Below are 15,053 nucleotides of genomic sequence, written 5' to 3' on the forward strand. Positions count from 1 at the left end.
ACTCTGATGGAATTCTGGCTGCTGGCCGGCCTGCTGCTGGTCAACCTGCTGTTGCTGGTCTGGCTGCTGCTGCGAAAACCGGCTGACACCGGCCGCACTGAATTGCTGGCCGGCATGGCCGCCGGCAATGACAAGGTGGAGCGCGAATTGCGGCGCGAGATCAGCGAAAACTCGCGTAGCAGCCGGCAGGAGCTGGCGAGCACCTTTGCCACCTTCCAGCAAACGCTGGTGCAGCAAAGTGCCGAGGCCATCCGCACGCAGAACGCGCAGATTGATGCGTTCTCGCAGCAACTCACGCTGCTGCAGAAAACCCTGTCGGACACCTTGAGCACGCAGCTGCAATCGGTCAGTGAGTCGAATGCACGCCGCATGGGTGAAGTGCGGGAAACGTTGGAAAAGCAGCTGGCGCAACTGCAACAGACCAATTCGGCCAAGCTCGATGAGATGCGCAAGACGGTTGACGAAAAACTGCAGACCACGCTGGAAACGCGGCTGGGCGAAAGTTTCAAGCAAGTCGCCGACCGGCTTGAGCAGGTGCACAAGGGCCTGGGCGAAATGCAAACGTTGGCCCAAGGCGTGGGCGACCTCAAGCATTTGCTGACCAACGTCAAGACCCGTGGCATCTTCGGCGAAGCCCAGCTGTCGGCCTTGCTGGAGCAGGTGTTCACCGTCGACCAGTACGCAGCCCAGGTCATCACCCGCCGCGGCGGCAAAAACCCGGTGGATTTCGCCATCAAGTTGCCGGGCCGCTCTGATTCAGGCGAGCCGCTGTGGCTGCCTATCGATGCGAAATTCCCCAACGAAGACTACGAACGCCTGCTCGACGCGCAGCAGCGCGCCGATGCAACTGGCGCTGAAGTGGCGGGCAAGGCGCTGGAGGCCAGAATCCGGCTGGAGGCCAAATCGATGTCTGAAAAATACATCGAGCCGCCTTACACCACCGACTTCGCCATTTTGTTTTTGCCCACCGAGGGCCTGTATGCCGAGGTGCTGCGTCGCCCCGGCCTGATGGAGTGCCTGCAGCGCGACTACCGCATCACACTGGCCGGCCCGACCACGCTGCTGGCCATGCTGAACTCGTTGCAAATGGGCTTCAGGACGCTGGCGCTGGAAAAACGTTCCAGCGAAGTGTGGCAGGTGCTGGGCGCCGTCAAGACCGAATTTGGCAAGTTCGGTGACGTGCTGGCCAAGGTAAAGTCGCAAACCGAAGGCGTGCTCAACACGCTCAGCAGCGCCGAGCAGCGCAGCCGGGTCATGGGCAAGGCCTTGCGCAACGTCGAGGCGCTGACGGAGCTCGATTCGGCTCGCTTGATCCCGCTGGACCAAGATACGAACGAAAGCTGATTTTATTACGCCCCTTGCTGCTTTCACCCGACATGTCGTTGCACTGCCCGCAGCGCGACGCTTGATCTCGTATCAAATCGGCAATCAGAATGGTTTGAGGCGCGCGTCATGACCCGTGAGTTGGCGCGCCTGATCCTGGCGCAGATTTGTCTGCACGCCTGCATGGCCGGCACGCGCATGGCGGCGCCGCTGCTGGCGTTGCGCGAAGGCTACAGCCCGCTGGCTGTGGGCGTGCTGCTGGCGCTGTTCGCCCTGATGCAGGTCTTTTTGGCGCTTCCGGCTGGCCGCTTTGCCGATCGGCATGGGCTGCGCCGGCCCATCAGCTACAGCGTGGTGGCCGCGGTGACGGGTGCCGGTGCGGCCGTGGCCTTTCCGGTGTTTCCAGTGCTGTGCCTGGCCGCGCTGCTGACGGGCGGCGCCAGCGGCGCGGCGGTGATCGCGCTGCAACGCCACGTCGGACGCGCCGCGGCCGGCGCGCTGCAGCTGCGACAGGTGTTCAGCTGGCTGTCGATTGGCCCGGCGGTCTCCAATTTTGTCGGGCCGTTTTCGGCTGGGCTGTTGATTGACCACGCTGGCGCGGCCCCCGGCAGCCTGTTTGGCTATCGGGCGGCGTTTTTCCTGATGGCGGTATTGCCGCTTGCCAGCTGGTTTCTGGTGCGTCCCACGCGCGAGCTGCCTGCGCTGATTTCCGCCAACAGTGGCACGCGGCCCAAGGCCCTGGACCTGCTGCGCGAGCCGATGTTTCGCCGCTTGATGCTGGTGAATTGGTTTTTGTCGTCGGCCTGGGATGTGCACACCTTTGTCGTGCCGGTGCTGGGCTTTGAGCGCGGCCTCAGCGCCTCAAGCATCGGCTCGATACTGGGCGCATTTGCCGTGGCCGCCGCCTTTATTCGCCTGCTGATGCCGCTGGTGGCAGCGCATCTGCGCGAGTGGCGGGTGCTGGCGGCATCCATGCTGGCAACTGCCGTGCTGTTTGCCGTCTATCCGCTGACGCGCTCGGCGCTGGGCATGGGCGTGTGTTCGGTGTTGTTGGGGCTGGCGCTGGGCATGGTGCAGCCGATGGTCATGAGCATGCTGCACCAGATCACGCCTGAGGCGCGTCATGGTGAAGCGCTCGGGCTGCGGCTGATGGCGATCAACGGCTCCAGTGTGCTGATGCCCTTGCTGTTTGGCTCGGCCGGCGCGCTGGTCGGAATCGCCGGCGTCTTCTGGGTCACTGGCGCCGTGGTGGGGCTGGGCTCACGCGCGGCGTGGTTACTTAAAGACAGTCTTGCGCCTGCCGCGCACAAAGTCCGGGAGCCACCTTCGAAGTGACAGGCGAGAAGTGGTGAGGCAACTCTTTTCAGAGTTGGTAAAACGTCTTGATGGCGTCCCAGGCGTCCTGCGGTTCATCGACATACTGGAACAGTTTGAGGTCGTCGGGCGAAATCGCACCTTCTTCAACCAGTACCTCAAAGTTGAAGAGCCGCTTCCAGTAGTCAGAGCCAAACAAAATGATGGGCACCGGCTTGGCCTTGCCGGTTTGCACCAGCGTGATGACTTCAAACAGCTCGTCCAGCGTTCCAAAACCACCGGGAAAAGCCACCAGTGCCTTGGCGCGCATCATGAAATGCATTTTGCGCAGGGCGAAGTAGTGAAACTTGAAACTCAGCGAGGGCGACACATAGGGATTGGACGACTGTTCGTGCGGCAGCGCGATGTTGAGCCCGGCCGTGAGGGCGCCCATTTCATGCGCGCCGCGATTCGCCGCCTCCATGATGCCTGGTCCGCCGCCGGTGCAAATGAACAGCTGTTCGGCCGCTGGACGTGATTTGCTGTAGCCTGCCACCAGGCGCGCAAACAGGCGCGCCTGCTCGTAATAGCGGGCGTTGCGCGCACCGCGCCGCGCCAGCGCCAGCGCCGCAGCGTCGCCGCTTTCCTCGGCCCGCATGAGCGCCGTGTTGGCCTGCTCGGGATCGGGAAAGCGGGCGCTGCCGAACACCACCACGGTGTTCTCGATGCCTTGTTCCTGCTGATCGATGTCGGGCTTGAGCATTTCCAGCTGGAAGCGGATGCCGCGCGTTTCGCGCCGCAGCAAAAACTCCGGGTCCGCAAACGCCAGGCGGTAGGCGTTGGCCTGCAGCGGTGTGGTGTCATTGGAGAGGGCATGCAGTTCCGCCCAGGCGTTGGCCAGGCGGCTGCCGGATAAATCTTCAGTTTGGTTCATAAGTCATTGTCGACGATTGGGCGCATCGCTCGCGATGACCCTGACCGCGCATCCGAAAAAGTCACCCCGAGCTGGAATCAGCATGGTCTGGCAACGCAAAAAGGCTCCGAGAGGAGCCTTTTAAAAGTGGAACTGGAGCCGGCGCTCCAACCCATTTTTTTAAACGCGCTTGCGGTACTCGCCGGTGCGGGTGTCGATTTCAACGACATCGCCTTGCGCCACAAAAATTGGCACGCCAATTTCAAAGCCGGTGGCAATCTTGGCAGGCTTGAGCACCTTGCCCGACGTGTCGCCCTTGACGGCAGGCTCGGTCCAGGTGATTTCGCGCTGTACGCTGGTGGGCACTTCGACCGAAATGGCCTTGCCGTCATAGAACACCACTTCCAGGTCCATGCCGTCTTGCAAATAATTGAGCGAGTCGCCCATGTTCTCGGCTTCGACTTCGTATTGGTTGAACTCCGCGTCCATGCAGATGTACATCGGGTCGGCAAAGTAGGAATAGGTGCATTCCTTTTTGTCCAGAAAGACCTGGTCTATCTTGTCGTCGGCTTTGAACACGATTTCGGTGTTGAAGCTGGCGATCAGGCTTTTGAGCTTCATGCGCACGGTGGCGGAGTTGCGGCCGCCGCGGCTGTATTCGGTCTTGAGCACAACCATCGGGTCTTTGCCGTTCATGATGACATTACCGGCGCGAATTTCTTGAGCGGTTTTCATAGCAGTTTCACTGAGAGTAGGCCGCTGAATCTTGGCACTGGTGGTTACCTGAGTGCGCGTTCTGCGGCGGGTTTATGGCCAATTTTGTGGCCAATTTTGTGGAGGAATTATGCGGCTTGCCCCATCAGGGTTTGTCCGCTTAGCCGCTGATTTTAACGGGTTTTTTCAACGAATTTGATCAGGTGCGTCGTCAGGTCGTCCTGGCGCATCAGGCTGGCCCGCGCCGCCAGAGCACTGCCACGCCACGCTTGCAACGTTGCCAAGTCGGCGATCGGGCCGTCAGCGATGCAGTGTCCCGAAGGTTTTTCATTCCATGCGGTCTGCAGGGCGCGCAGCGCGGGCGGCGCGTCCAGCCGGTCGAGGAAGGCCTGCAGTTTGGTCAGATGCGCATCGTCGTGCTGCGGGTAAATTTGCCAGACCAGCGGTTTGCCGGCCCACACAGCGCGCACCACGGAGTCTTCGCCGCGCACAAAATTGAGGTCGCAGGCCCACAGCAAGTGGTCGTAATCGATTTGCGTGAGCAGCGGTAGGTATGAAATTGATAGCAGCTCACGCCCGTCGCTATTGGGCTTTAGGCCTATTTGATCAGTAAAAATGGCTTTAACCGCAGTTTCGGCGCGTCCGGCTGCCACCAGCAACCTAACCGGCTGGCCGGCCAATCCGTGCCGCGCCAGTTGGCCCAGCAGCCACGGCAGCGCTGGCGGTTCGTAGCAAAACAGCGACACCAGTTGTTCGCCGCTCCAGGCGATGCCGTGCGTTGCCAGCCAGGCGTCCCGGTCAAAGCGGGCTTGCCGCTCTGTCAGGTCATGCTCGCGCAGCAGGCCGCCGGTAGCCTTTGTTAAGCCCGGGTAGAAAAACCATTTGGTCCAGCCCGCCGCCGGGCCGCTTTGCACCGGCGAGGGCATGGCGTGGCAGCGTTCTACATAAGGCTCGGCAGACAGGTATTCAAGGTTGATCCATACAGGCTTTATGCCTCTAGCCCAATGAATACAGGCGCAGGCAGCTATGAATTCAGGAGCAATTTCGCAGCCGAAAGCCTCTACCAGCACGTCGGGTGGCTGCGCATCGAACGCCGCGGCGCAAAGGTCCAGCGGCTCGGCCCATGGCAGGACGCGAACGCCTTCGCAACCGGCCGGGGCCATCCAGTGCAGCGCAGACGCGTCATCCACCCATAGCCGCACGCGCTGGCCGCGCGCCGCCAAATCGGTGGCCAGACGCCAGCACACGCCAATGTCCCCGAAGTTGTCGATGACTTTGCAAAAAATGTCCCATTGCAGGCGATTCATGAAAGGATTGTCCACAATAGCGTCAGCTCCATTTGTTGTCCCCATGACCAAAGCCCACGAATTCGATCCCCAACTGCTCAGTGAAGTGGCCGCCTTGCCGGCCTTGCCGGGTGTTTACCGCTACTTCGATGCGGAGGGCTGTGTGCTGTACGTTGGCAAGGCCCGCAACTTGAAAAAGCGGGTCAGCAATTATTTCCAAAAAACCCACGGCGGCACACGCATTGGCCACATGGTGAGCAAAATCGTCCGCATGGAGACCACGGTGGTGCGCTCCGAGGCGGAGGCGCTGCTGCTTGAAAACAACCTGATCAAGACGCTGCACCCGAAGTTCAACATCCTGTTTCGGGACGACAAAAGCTACCCCTACCTGAAGCTCACTGCGGCGCGCCCAGTGGAGCAGGGCGCCGCCCCGTCAGGGCTGGCCTACCCGCGTATCGCCTATTACCGCGGCGCGGTCGAGAAAAAGCACCGTTACTTTGGCCCTTACCCGAGTGCTTGGGCGGTGAAAGACACTATTTTGCTGCTGCAAAAAGTGTTCCGGCTGCGCACCTGCGAGGACACGGTGTTCAATAACCGCACCCGGCCCTGCCTGCTGTACCAGATCAAGCGTTGCTCCGCTCCCTGCGTGGGCCATGTGTCGCCTGAGCAGTACGCACTGGATACGGCCAACGCCGAGCGCTTTTTGCAGGGCCAGACCCACGAAATCCTGACCGAGCTTGAAAAGCAGATGCTGGCGCACGCCGACAAGCTGGAGTTTGAGCATGCGGCCGAGCTGCGCAACCAGATGTCGGCGTTGTCCAAGGTGCTGCACCAGCAGTCCATGGAGATCGGCGGTGACAAGGATGTGGATATTCTGGCGGTGAAAGTGCAGGGCGGCAAAGCCTGCGTCAATCTGGCGATGGTGCGCGGCGGTCGTCACCTGGGCGATCGGCCCTACTTTCCGATTCACGTGGAAAATGCGACGGATGCGGCCGCGTTGGATGCCGAGCCCGATGTCAAGCTCGGTGCAGAGGCGGCTCAGCCGCGCGGCAAATCACTGGAGGCGCTGATTCTTGAAGCCTTCATCGCCCAGCATTACATCGACGTGCCGGTGCCGCCCACCCTGGTGTGCAGCGAGCCAGTTGACAGGGCGCTGATAGACGCGCTGGCCGAGCAGGCCGGCAGCCGCATCACGGCGTTGCATCAGCCGCACGCGCAACGCCGCATCTGGCTGGAGATGGCGCAGACCAATGCCGCGCTTCAGCTGGCGCGCCTGCTGGCCGAACAAGGCTCGCAGCAGGCTCGCACGCGGGCGCTGGCCGAAGCGCTGGAGCTGCCACTCGACAAGCTGGACAGCCTACGCATCGAATGCTTCGACATCTCGCACACGGCGGGCGAAGCGACCCAGGCCTCTTGCGTGGTGTTTCATGAGCACAAGATGCAAAGCAGCGAATACCGCCGCTACAACATCGAAGGCATCACCCCGGGCGACGATTACGCCGCGATGCGCCAGGTCTTGACGCGTCGCTACACCAAACTGGCCGAAGCCGTGCGCAATCCTGAAAACAACGGCGCAGCCAGACTGCCCGATCTGGTGCTGGTCGATGGCGGCAAGGGCCAGGTTTCGATGGCGCGTGAGGTGTTTGTCGAACTCGGCCTGGATCTGGGGCTGATTGCCGGCGTCGAAAAAGGCGAGGGCCGCAAGGTTGGTCTGGAAGAGCTGGTGTTTGCCGATGGCCGCGACAAGGTCTACTTGGGCCGCGACTCGGCGGCGCTGATGCTGATCGCGCAAATCAGGGACGAGGCGCACCGCTTTGCCATCACCGGCATGCGCGCCAAACGGGCCAAGGTACGCGTCGGCGGCAGCAAGCTTGAAGACATCGCGGGCATTGGTCCGAAGCGGCGCGCCAGCCTGCTGCAGCGCTTCGGCGGCATTCGCGGCATTGCGTCAGCCGGCATCGAAGACATCGCCACAGTGGACGGTATTTCAAAAGAGCTGGCCGAAGAAATCTACCGCGCCTTGCATTGAGCTGCCTGTATTAAATTGCGTGGCGGCAGCGGATTCAGACGTTTGCGGGCAACTAAGGGAGATATTTTGCGCTGCGCTGACCGCTCCAGAGGCAAGGGCTATGCGGCGCATGCGAAAATCTAACAATGTTCCTGACCATTCCCACGATGATGACCTGGACTCGCATCATTGCGATTCCGTTGATTGTGGGGGTTTTCTACTTGAACATCGCCGCAGCCGAGCGCAACCTGATTGCCACCGTGATGTTTATTGTGTTCGCGGCGACCGACTGGCTAGACGGCTATCTGGCGCGAAAACTCAACCAGACCTCAGCGTTCGGCGCCTTTCTTGATCCGGTGGCCGACAAGATTCTGGTGTGTGCTTCCTTGCTGGTGCTGGTGCACCTGCAGCGCGCCGATGTGTTTGTGGCGCTCATCATCATTGGCCGCGAGATTGCAATTTCGGCGCTGCGCGAATGGATGGCGCTGATTGGCGCCACACGAAGTGTCGCGGTGCACATGCTGGGCAAAATCAAAACCACGGTCCAGATGGTGGCGATTCCTTTTCTGCTGTTTGACGGCACGCTGTTCGGTGCCATCGATACCCACCTGTGGGGCTCCTGGCTGATCTGGATATCCGCCATTTTGACGGTCTGGTCCATGATTTACTACCTTAAAAAAGCCATTCCAGAAATTCGCGCGCGCGCGAAATGAATCTTTTCTGAAGTGGCTTGTTCGTGAGTTCTGTACCCAGTCCCCCCGCCACCATGCCTGCCATGTCTATTACCGTAAAGGCCATGCCCGCAGTGTTCGTGCTGATCTGGAGCACCGGCTTCATCGTCGCCAAGTTTGGCCTGCCTTACGCGCCGCCCTTGAGCTTTCTGGCCATTCGCTATGCGTTGTCCATCGCCTGTTTTCTGCTCTGGATCGTGTTGGCCCGCGCAGCCTGGCCGCAGGGGCGCCAGCAGTGGCTGCATCTGGCGCTAACCGGGGTGCTGATGCATGCCGGCTATCTGGGCGGTGTCTGGGTGGCGGTTAAAAACGGCATGGGATCGGGCCTTGCGGCGTTGATTGTGGGCTTGCAGCCGGTGCTGACGGCGCTGTGGATTTCGTGGATCGGCTTGCCAGGCGGCCAGCCGCACGGGCAAAGTCATGTCACGCCGCGCCAGTGGCTGGGCCTGCTGCTGGGGCTCGGAGGTCTGCTGCTGGTGGTGGCGCGCAAATTCGGCATTGGCAGCGAAGTGACGGCGCTGACCTTGGCTTGTGAGGTGTTTGCGCTGCTCAGCATCACGGTGGGAACGCTCTACCAAAAACGTTTTGTGCAGCCAACGGACGTACGCAGCGCCAACGCCATTCAGCTGGCGGCGGCTTTGCTGGTGACATTGCCATTTGCCTTGATGGAAAGCGAGACCATTGCCTGGAACGCGCAGTTCATGAGCGCCATGGCCTGGGCGGTACTGGCACTCACACTAGGCGGCAGCTCGCTGCTTTACCTGCTGATCCAGCGCGGTGCGGCGACCGCGGTGACTAGCCTGCTTTACCTTGTGCCGCCGACGACAGCGGTGATGGCGTGGCTGCTGTTTGATGAATCGATCACGCTGATGACCGTCGCCGGGACCGCGCTTACTGCGCTGGGCGTGAGCCTGGTGGTGCGGCCCGTGAAGCCGCAGGCGGCATAGTCTTCCAGGGTGTGCTGCGAAACTGTTCAAGCAGAAAGTCGATGAGCAGACGGATACGCCGCGGTGAGTCCGCGCGGTAGGGCGCCAGCCAGTGAATATCGGCGTCGGGCATGGCGTAGCCCGGCAGCACGCGCACCAGTTGGCCCGATGCCAGCTGCGGCGCAATATCCCAAAGGCTGCGCAGCATGATGCCGCGGCCCGCTAAACACCAGTCGCGCACCAGCTCACCGGAGTTGCTTGACAGCGCCCCGCGCACGCGCACACGCGTGGCGGTTTTGTCGCGGTCTTTGTGCAAGGCCCAGACATCAAAACGCTGTGCCGTGGCGTTGCCGTTTTCGCGCACGATCAGGCAGCTGTGCTGCTGCAAGGCCTCCGGGCTGGCGGGTGCGCCGTGCTGCTTGAGGTAACGCGGCGAGGCCACCAGCACGCGCTGGTTACGCGCCAAGCGGCGCGAAACCCATTGCGCCGCCTGCCGGCCCTGCACCTCCCACAGCCAGATGGCCCCGTCAAATCCCTCCAGCGCAAGATCCGGCAACTGCCCCGTCAGTTGCAGCTGGATCTCGATGCGCGGGTAGCGCTCCTGAAAGCTGGCCAGCGCCGGCCCCAGCCAGAGACGTCCGAAGCCGAAGGTCGCGGCCAGCCGGATCAGCCCCGTGGGTTCGGCCTTGCGCTCTTGCAGTTCGGCTTCAAGCGCCGTGAAACCTTGAAGCAATACCCGCGCGCGCTGGCACACGGTCTCGCCCTCGGCGGTCGGGCTGACGCGCCGGGTGGTGCGCTGAAACAGGCGCTGGCCCAGTCGTACTTCCAAAGCGGCAAGCCGCTTGGTCACGACGGGCGGCGCGACGTCGAGGCTGAGCGCGGCAGCCGTCAGGCTGCCGTGGTCACGCACGGCCAATACCAGTTCCAGGTCACTGCGATCCATTCATTCCTTTAAAGCAATAATCAATTGCCGCATTATTGCTTGAATCAGGCAAGCCATTGCGACAGAATCCATTCCATGCTGGCGAAACAAGAGAGACGAATGTTCAATGATTTTGTGTCGTGCGATGTCGCAGGCCCGGCCGGTACGCTGCGCACTTTGCGCGGTGGCCGTGGCCCGGCGCTTTTGCTACTGCACGGTCATCCGCAAACACATGTGATGTGGCATGCGGTCGCCGATGAACTGGCCAAGGCGTTCACCGTGGTCATGATGGATTTGCGCGGTTATGGCGATTCGGCGCGGGTTGCCAGCGACGCGGAGCACATGGCCTATTCCAAACGCGCGATGGCGCTGGATGCCGTTGCCGTGATGCGGCACCACGGGTTTGAGCGCTTTCAAGTGCTGGCCCATGACCGCGGTGCCCGCGTGGCGCACCGTCTGGCGGCGGATCATTCAGAAGCAGTTGAAAGGCTGATGCTGCTGGACATTGCACCCACGCTGGCCATGTACGACAACACCTCGGATGCTTTTGCGCGCGCCTACTGGCACTGGTTCTTTCTGATCCAGCCGGCGCCGCTGCCCGAGGCCTTGATCGAGTCCGATCCGGTGCGGTATCTGCGTAGCGTGATGGGCAAACGGCATGCAGGTTTGGCCGCCTTTGCGCCGGCCGCGCTGTCCGAGTACGAACGCTGCGTGCAGATTCCAGGCACGGCCATGAGCATCTGCGAAGATTACCGGGCGTCTGCCAGCATTGACCTGCTGCATGACCGCGCTGACGTGGCGGCGGGCCAGCGACTCGCGCAGCCGCTGCGCGTGCTGTGGGGAAAGCACGGCACGGTGGGCCAGTGTTTTGACGTGCTTCCCCTTTGGCAGCAACGCGCTAACGACGTGTCGGGAAGCACCTTACCCTGCGGACATTACATTGCGGAAGAAGCGCCAGCGCTGCTGCTGGCAGAAGCTTTTCACTTTTTTACACCCTAAACTTTTATATCCAGGATCACAGGAAAAACCATGAGCAACCAAATCGGCAAGAAAAGAATCGCGGTTATCGCGGGGGATGGCATTGGTAAGGAAGTGATGCCCGAGGGCCTTCGGGTGATGGAGGCTGCAGCCGTCAAGTTCGGTATTGATCTGCAATTCGATCACTTTGATTTCTCCAGCTGGGACTACTGTGAAAAGCATGGCCAGATGATGCCGGACGACTGGAAAGACCAGATCGGTGGACACGACGCGATTTACTTTGGTGCGGTAGGCTGGCCGGAAAAAATTGCCGACCATGTTTCGCTGTGGGGTTCGCTGCTGCTGTTTCGGCGCGAGTTTGACCAGTACATCAATTTGCGGCCGGCCCGGCTGATGCCCGGCATCATTGCGCCGGTGGTCAGGCGGGACGGCAGCCCGCGCCAGCCCGGTGAAATTGATTTTTATATCGTGCGTGAAAACACCGAGGGCGAATACTCCAGCATTGGTGGCAAGGCGTTTCCTGGAACCGATAGGGAATTTGTGTTGCAGCAATCGGTGTTCAGCCGCATTGGCGTGGACCGCGTACTCAAGTTTGCCTTCGAACTGGCCCAGTCGCGCCCCAAGAAACACCTGACCAGCGCGACCAAATCCAATGGCATTTCAATCTCCATGCCTTATTGGGATGAGCGCGTGGTCGAGATGGCAAAAAACTATCCGACCATTCAGCTGGACAAATTTCACATTGACATCCTCACGGCCCACTTTGTACAGCGCCCCGATTTTTTTGACGTCGTGGTGGCCAGCAATCTGTTCGGCGATATCCTGAGCGACCTGGGTCCTGCATGCACTGGCACCATCGGCATCGCACCGAGCGCCAACCTCAATCCTGAGCGCAAGTTCCCCTCGCTGTTCGAGCCTGTACATGGCTCGGCGCCCGACATCGCCGGGCGCAACATTGCCAATCCCATTGGCCAGATTTGGTGCGGCGCGATGATGCTAGAGTTTCTGGGGCGCAAAGACGCTCACGACGGAGTTGTTGCAGCCATCGAGAAAGTATTGCAACCCCGCAGCGGGGCGCCACGTACGCCTGATTTGGGCGGTCAGGCCAATACCGCCGATGTGGGAAAGGCAATTGCTGCGGCTTTGGCTGAAGGTTAGGGGCGCTTTTTGTCAAGCGTGAATATTGCACAGCATGCTTGCGCTTAAGTCGTGAAAGAGTGACAAAAGGGACTAGAATTTCGTTTCTTGCGCTGTGAAAACCCGAAGCTGTATTGACAGCTTGGTAGTCCATGGCTCTAATCGTACTCAGCAGAAAATCTGCACACTGCGCTCCTGCTGACACCTCCACCAAAGTGTCCCGGGAAATCTTTTTTAGAGACAACCTGATACCTATCAATTAACGAGGGCTCCTTGTGAACAAGACTGAACTGATCGAACACATTGCCAAACATGCTGATATTTCCAAAGCTGCCGCCACGCGTGCGTTGGAGTCAACCATTGGTGCTGTGAAGACCACTCTGAAAAAAGGAGGCACGGTGTCTCTAGTGGGTTTTGGTACATTTGCGGTGGGCAAACGCGCTGCGCGTACGGGCCGCAATCCACGCACTGGCGAAGCGATTAAAATCAAGGCCGCCAAGGTTCCAAAGTTTCGTCCGGGCAAAGCGCTTAAAGACGCCTTGAATTGATGTGAACGTTTAAAGTGGGGTGCTTAGCTCAGTTGGTAGAGCAGCGCCCTTACACGGCGTAGGTCGGCGGTTCGAGCCCGTCAGCACCCACCACCCACTGAAAAAAGGCGAACTTGGGTTCGCCTTTTTTGTTGTTGGCCTCATTTGATAGTTGTACAGGAAATTCGAGATGTTTGATTTCATTCGCAAGCACACCAAAGTCACTATGGCGTTGCTGTTTTTGCTGATCGTTCCGTCCTTTGTATTATTTGGCCTCGATGGCTACAACCGCTCAAGTGAAAAAGGCGTCGCGGTTGCCAAAGTGGATGGCAAGGAAATCATTCAGTCGGACTGGGACAGAGCGCACCAGAATGAGGTTGACCGGCTGCGCACTTCCATGCCCACGCTGGACGCCAAATTGCTTGACTCGCCGCAAGCCCGTTACGCCACGTTGGAGCGCTTGGTTCGTGACCGTGTGATTGCCGCTGCTGCGGACAAGTTCAAGTTCACCACCAGTGATCAGCGGCTCGCGCGCGAGCTCCAGCAAAGCCCCGAAATTGCTGCCTTGCGTCGGCCTGATGGCACGCTCGATATGGAACGCTATCGCCAACTGCTGAGCAGCCAGGGCATGACCCCCGAGATGTTTGAAGCCAACGTGCGCGCCGATCTGTCGCGCCGTCAGGTGTTGGCGGGGGTCGGTGCCAGCGGATTTTCTTCTGCGCCCGCCGCAGACATGGCGCTCAATGCTTATTTCGAAAAGCGTGAAATTCAGGTGGCTCGTTTCAATACCGCCGATTTGGCCGCCAAGCTCAATCCGACAGATGCTGAGCTTGAACAATTTTACAAAGCCAACGAAAAACTTTTTCAGGCACCTGAACAAGCCAATATTGAGTATGTGCTGCTGGATGTAGACGCGGTCAAGAAAAACATCAGCGTCAATGAAGCGGACCTCAAAACCTACTACGAGCAGAATGCGCAACGGCTGAGCGGTGCCGAAGAGCGTCGCGCCAGTCATATTTTGATTACCTCCCCCAAGACAGCGTCAGCGGCCGAGCGTGAAAAGGCAAAGGCCAAGGCAGAAGAGTTGCTCGCGGTTGTCAAGAAGGCTCCCGATACCTTTGCCGATGTTGCACGCAACAACTCTCAGGACCCAGGTTCCGCGCCCAACGGAGGAGATCTTGATTTCTTTGCCCGTGGTGCCATGGTCAAGCCCTTTGAAGATGCGGCTTTCTCCATGAAGAAAGGTGATCTCAGCGCGGTGGTGGAGTCCGACTTTGGCTACCACCTCATCAAGTTGACCGACGTCAAGGCACCCAAGCAGCGCAGCTTTGAAGAAATGAGGACCGAACTGGAAGCTGATCTGAAAAAGCAGCAAGCGCAGAAGAAATTCTCTGAAACCGCCGAAGCATTTACCAACGGCGTCTATGAGCAGTCCGATAGCCTGAAGCCAATGGCCGAGCGCCTCAAACTGGAAGTCATATCCGCAGCCAATGTGACGCGTCAGCCAGTAGCAGGAGCCAAAGGCGTGTTGGCGAACCCGAAATTCCTCAACGCGCTGTTTGCACCCGACGCGATTGAGAATAAACGTAACACCGAAGCCGTTGAAGTCGCCCCCAGCCAACTGGCTTCTGGACGTATCGTCCAGTACACGCCGGCACGTACCCAGCCTTTCGCCGAAGTGAAAGACGTAGTGCGCCAGCGCTGGCTGGCCCAGCGCGGCGCAGAAGCAGCGCGCAAGGAAGGCGCCGCGAAATTGGCTGCCTGGAAAGCCGCACCGGCTTCTGCCGCGCTGTCTGAAACTTTGCTGGTGTCGCGTGAGCAGACGCAAAAACTGCCCGCGCAAATCGTTGATGCCGCGCTGCGCGCCGATGCGAGCGCTTTGCCTGCCTTTGCCGGCGTTGATCTGGGTGCCCAGGGCTATGCCATAGTCAAAATTGGCAAGGTAGTGCCCCGTGATGCGCCACTGGAGGCCACAGCCAAACAGGAGCGCGACCAATACACCCAGTGGTGGACCTCGGCCGAGAATCTGGCCTATTACAACGGACTGAAAGAACGCTTCAAGTCTGAGATCTTGGTGAGCAAGCCTTCAACCGGCAAGCTAAATACGGAAGAAGCGGTGACGCAATAGTGTCAGCTTGACGCTATAATTGGTTCCTCGGTGGCTGTAGCTCAGTTGGTAGAGTCCAGGATTGTGATTCCTGTTGTCGTGGGTTCGAGCCCCATCAGCCACCCCATATAGATAAACGAAAGCCTGCTACTGAAAAGATAGCAGGCTTTTTTTGTTTTGGTGGGTTG

The 15,053-nt window shown here is 59.8% G+C and carries 13 protein-coding genes and 2 tRNA genes; 11 read left to right on the top strand and 4 right to left on the bottom strand.

Translation table 11 applies throughout. From position 1 onward, the window contains the following. Window positions 1-6 precede the first annotated feature (6 nt). Both rmuC and HHJ18_RS14390 read left to right on the top strand, forming a co-directional pair. Window positions 7-1,344 carry a DNA recombination protein RmuC gene (rmuC, locus tag HHJ18_RS14385; RefSeq protein WP_296916636.1) on the top strand — a complete coding sequence of 446 codons (1,338 nt, stop codon included), beginning with the start codon at window positions 7-9 and terminating at the stop codon, window positions 1,342-1,344. Between the two features lie 108 nt (window positions 1,345-1,452). Further along, on the top strand, window positions 1,453-2,658 hold the full coding sequence (locus HHJ18_RS14390) for an MFS transporter (RefSeq protein WP_296916355.1): 1,206 nt from the start codon (window positions 1,453-1,455) through the stop codon (window positions 2,656-2,658). A gap of 28 nt (window positions 2,659-2,686) precedes the next feature. On the opposite strand, the gene HHJ18_RS14395 is transcribed toward HHJ18_RS14390, so the two are convergent. From HHJ18_RS14395 to earP, 3 genes are all read right to left on the bottom strand, one after another. After that, a complete protein-coding gene (locus HHJ18_RS14395) occupies window positions 2,687-3,550 on the bottom strand; it encodes a TIGR00730 family Rossman fold protein (protein WP_296916357.1) in 864 nt (287 codons plus the stop codon). A gap of 159 nt (window positions 3,551-3,709) precedes the next feature. Continuing rightward, window positions 3,710-4,264, bottom strand: coding sequence for an elongation factor P (efp, locus tag HHJ18_RS14400; protein WP_296916359.1), 555 nt, complete (start codon window positions 4,262-4,264; stop codon window positions 3,710-3,712). Window positions 4,265-4,416: 152 nt separating this feature from the next. After that, window positions 4,417-5,550, bottom strand: a complete 1,134-nt coding sequence (gene earP, locus HHJ18_RS14405; RefSeq protein ID WP_296916360.1) for an elongation factor P maturation arginine rhamnosyltransferase EarP — start codon at window positions 5,548-5,550, stop codon at window positions 4,417-4,419. Window positions 5,551-5,593: 43 nt separating this feature from the next. On the opposite strand from earP, the gene uvrC reads away from it, so the two are divergent. The 3 genes from uvrC to HHJ18_RS14420 all read left to right on the top strand — a co-directional run bounded on the left by uvrC (window position 5,594) and on the right by HHJ18_RS14420 (window position 9,215). After that, complete coding sequence (gene uvrC, locus HHJ18_RS14410; RefSeq protein ID WP_296916362.1) at window positions 5,594-7,558, top strand: excinuclease ABC subunit UvrC; 1,965 nt, start codon at window positions 5,594-5,596, stop codon at window positions 7,556-7,558. A 125-nt stretch (window positions 7,559-7,683) separates the two neighbouring features. Continuing rightward, window positions 7,684-8,250 carry a CDP-diacylglycerol--glycerol-3-phosphate 3-phosphatidyltransferase gene (pgsA, locus tag HHJ18_RS14415; RefSeq protein ID WP_296916364.1) on the top strand — a complete coding sequence of 189 codons (567 nt, stop codon included), beginning with the start codon at window positions 7,684-7,686 and terminating at the stop codon, window positions 8,248-8,250. Window positions 8,251-8,312: 62 nt separating this feature from the next. Next, window positions 8,313-9,215: a DMT family transporter gene (locus HHJ18_RS14420; RefSeq protein ID WP_296916366.1), complete on the top strand. Its 903-nt coding sequence runs from the start codon at window positions 8,313-8,315 to the stop codon at window positions 9,213-9,215. Here HHJ18_RS14420 and HHJ18_RS14425 read toward each other — a convergent pair. Further along, on the bottom strand, window positions 9,160-10,137 hold the full coding sequence (locus HHJ18_RS14425; protein WP_296916369.1) for a LysR family transcriptional regulator: 978 nt from the start codon (window positions 10,135-10,137) through the stop codon (window positions 9,160-9,162). The two genes, HHJ18_RS14420 and HHJ18_RS14425, sit on opposite strands and share 56 nt — an antisense overlap. Before the next feature lie 99 nt (window positions 10,138-10,236). Between HHJ18_RS14425 and HHJ18_RS14430 the strand changes: the two genes are divergently transcribed. The 6 genes from HHJ18_RS14430 to HHJ18_RS14455 all read left to right on the top strand — a co-directional run bounded on the left by HHJ18_RS14430 (window position 10,237) and on the right by HHJ18_RS14455 (window position 14,992). Next, entirely contained in the window at window positions 10,237-11,115 is an 879-nt protein-coding gene (locus HHJ18_RS14430) for an alpha/beta hydrolase (RefSeq protein WP_296916371.1), read from the top strand. A 42-nt stretch (window positions 11,116-11,157) separates the two neighbouring features. Next, complete coding sequence (locus HHJ18_RS14435) at window positions 11,158-12,252, top strand: tartrate dehydrogenase (protein ID WP_296916638.1); 1,095 nt, start codon at window positions 11,158-11,160, stop codon at window positions 12,250-12,252. A gap of 254 nt (window positions 12,253-12,506) precedes the next feature. Next, a complete protein-coding gene (locus tag HHJ18_RS14440) occupies window positions 12,507-12,779 on the top strand; it encodes an HU family DNA-binding protein (protein ID WP_296916372.1) in 273 nt (90 codons plus the stop codon). A gap of 17 nt (window positions 12,780-12,796) precedes the next feature. Next, window positions 12,797-12,872: transfer RNA gene (locus tag HHJ18_RS14445), tRNA-Val, on the top strand. 76 nt (window positions 12,873-12,948) lie between these two features. Beyond that, on the top strand, window positions 12,949-14,886 hold the full coding sequence (locus HHJ18_RS14450) for a SurA N-terminal domain-containing protein (RefSeq protein ID WP_296916374.1): 1,938 nt from the start codon (window positions 12,949-12,951) through the stop codon (window positions 14,884-14,886). A gap of 30 nt (window positions 14,887-14,916) precedes the next feature. After that, a tRNA-His gene (locus HHJ18_RS14455) sits at window positions 14,917-14,992 on the top strand. Window positions 14,993-15,053: the final 61 nt, after the last annotated feature.

It is taken from the genome of Polaromonas sp. (assembly GCF_012927455.1).
GTDB lineage: Bacteria > Pseudomonadota > Gammaproteobacteria > Burkholderiales > Burkholderiaceae_C > Polaromonas.

Coding starts and splice junctions, on each gene's coding strand:
- HHJ18_RS14430 (WP_296916371.1), top strand. CDS start 10,237: ATGTTCAATGATTTTGTGTCGTGCGATGTCGCAGGCCCGGCCGGTACG.
- HHJ18_RS14425 (WP_296916369.1), bottom strand. CDS start 10,137: ATGGATCGCAGTGACCTGGAACTGGTATTGGCCGTGCGTGACCACGGC.
- uvrC (WP_296916362.1), top strand. CDS start 5,594: ATGACCAAAGCCCACGAATTCGATCCCCAACTGCTCAGTGAAGTGGCC.
- rmuC (WP_296916636.1), top strand. CDS start 7: ATGGAATTCTGGCTGCTGGCCGGCCTGCTGCTGGTCAACCTGCTGTTG.
- earP (WP_296916360.1), bottom strand. CDS start 5,550: ATGAATCGCCTGCAATGGGACATTTTTTGCAAAGTCATCGACAACTTC.
- HHJ18_RS14420 (WP_296916366.1), top strand. CDS start 8,313: ATGTCTATTACCGTAAAGGCCATGCCCGCAGTGTTCGTGCTGATCTGG.
- HHJ18_RS14390 (WP_296916355.1), top strand. CDS start 1,453: ATGACCCGTGAGTTGGCGCGCCTGATCCTGGCGCAGATTTGTCTGCAC.
- HHJ18_RS14450 (WP_296916374.1), top strand. CDS start 12,949: ATGTTTGATTTCATTCGCAAGCACACCAAAGTCACTATGGCGTTGCTG.
- pgsA (WP_296916364.1), top strand. CDS start 7,684: ATGTTCCTGACCATTCCCACGATGATGACCTGGACTCGCATCATTGCG.
- HHJ18_RS14395 (WP_296916357.1), bottom strand. CDS start 3,550: ATGAACCAAACTGAAGATTTATCCGGCAGCCGCCTGGCCAACGCCTGG.
- efp (WP_296916359.1), bottom strand. CDS start 4,264: ATGAAAACCGCTCAAGAAATTCGCGCCGGTAATGTCATCATGAACGGC.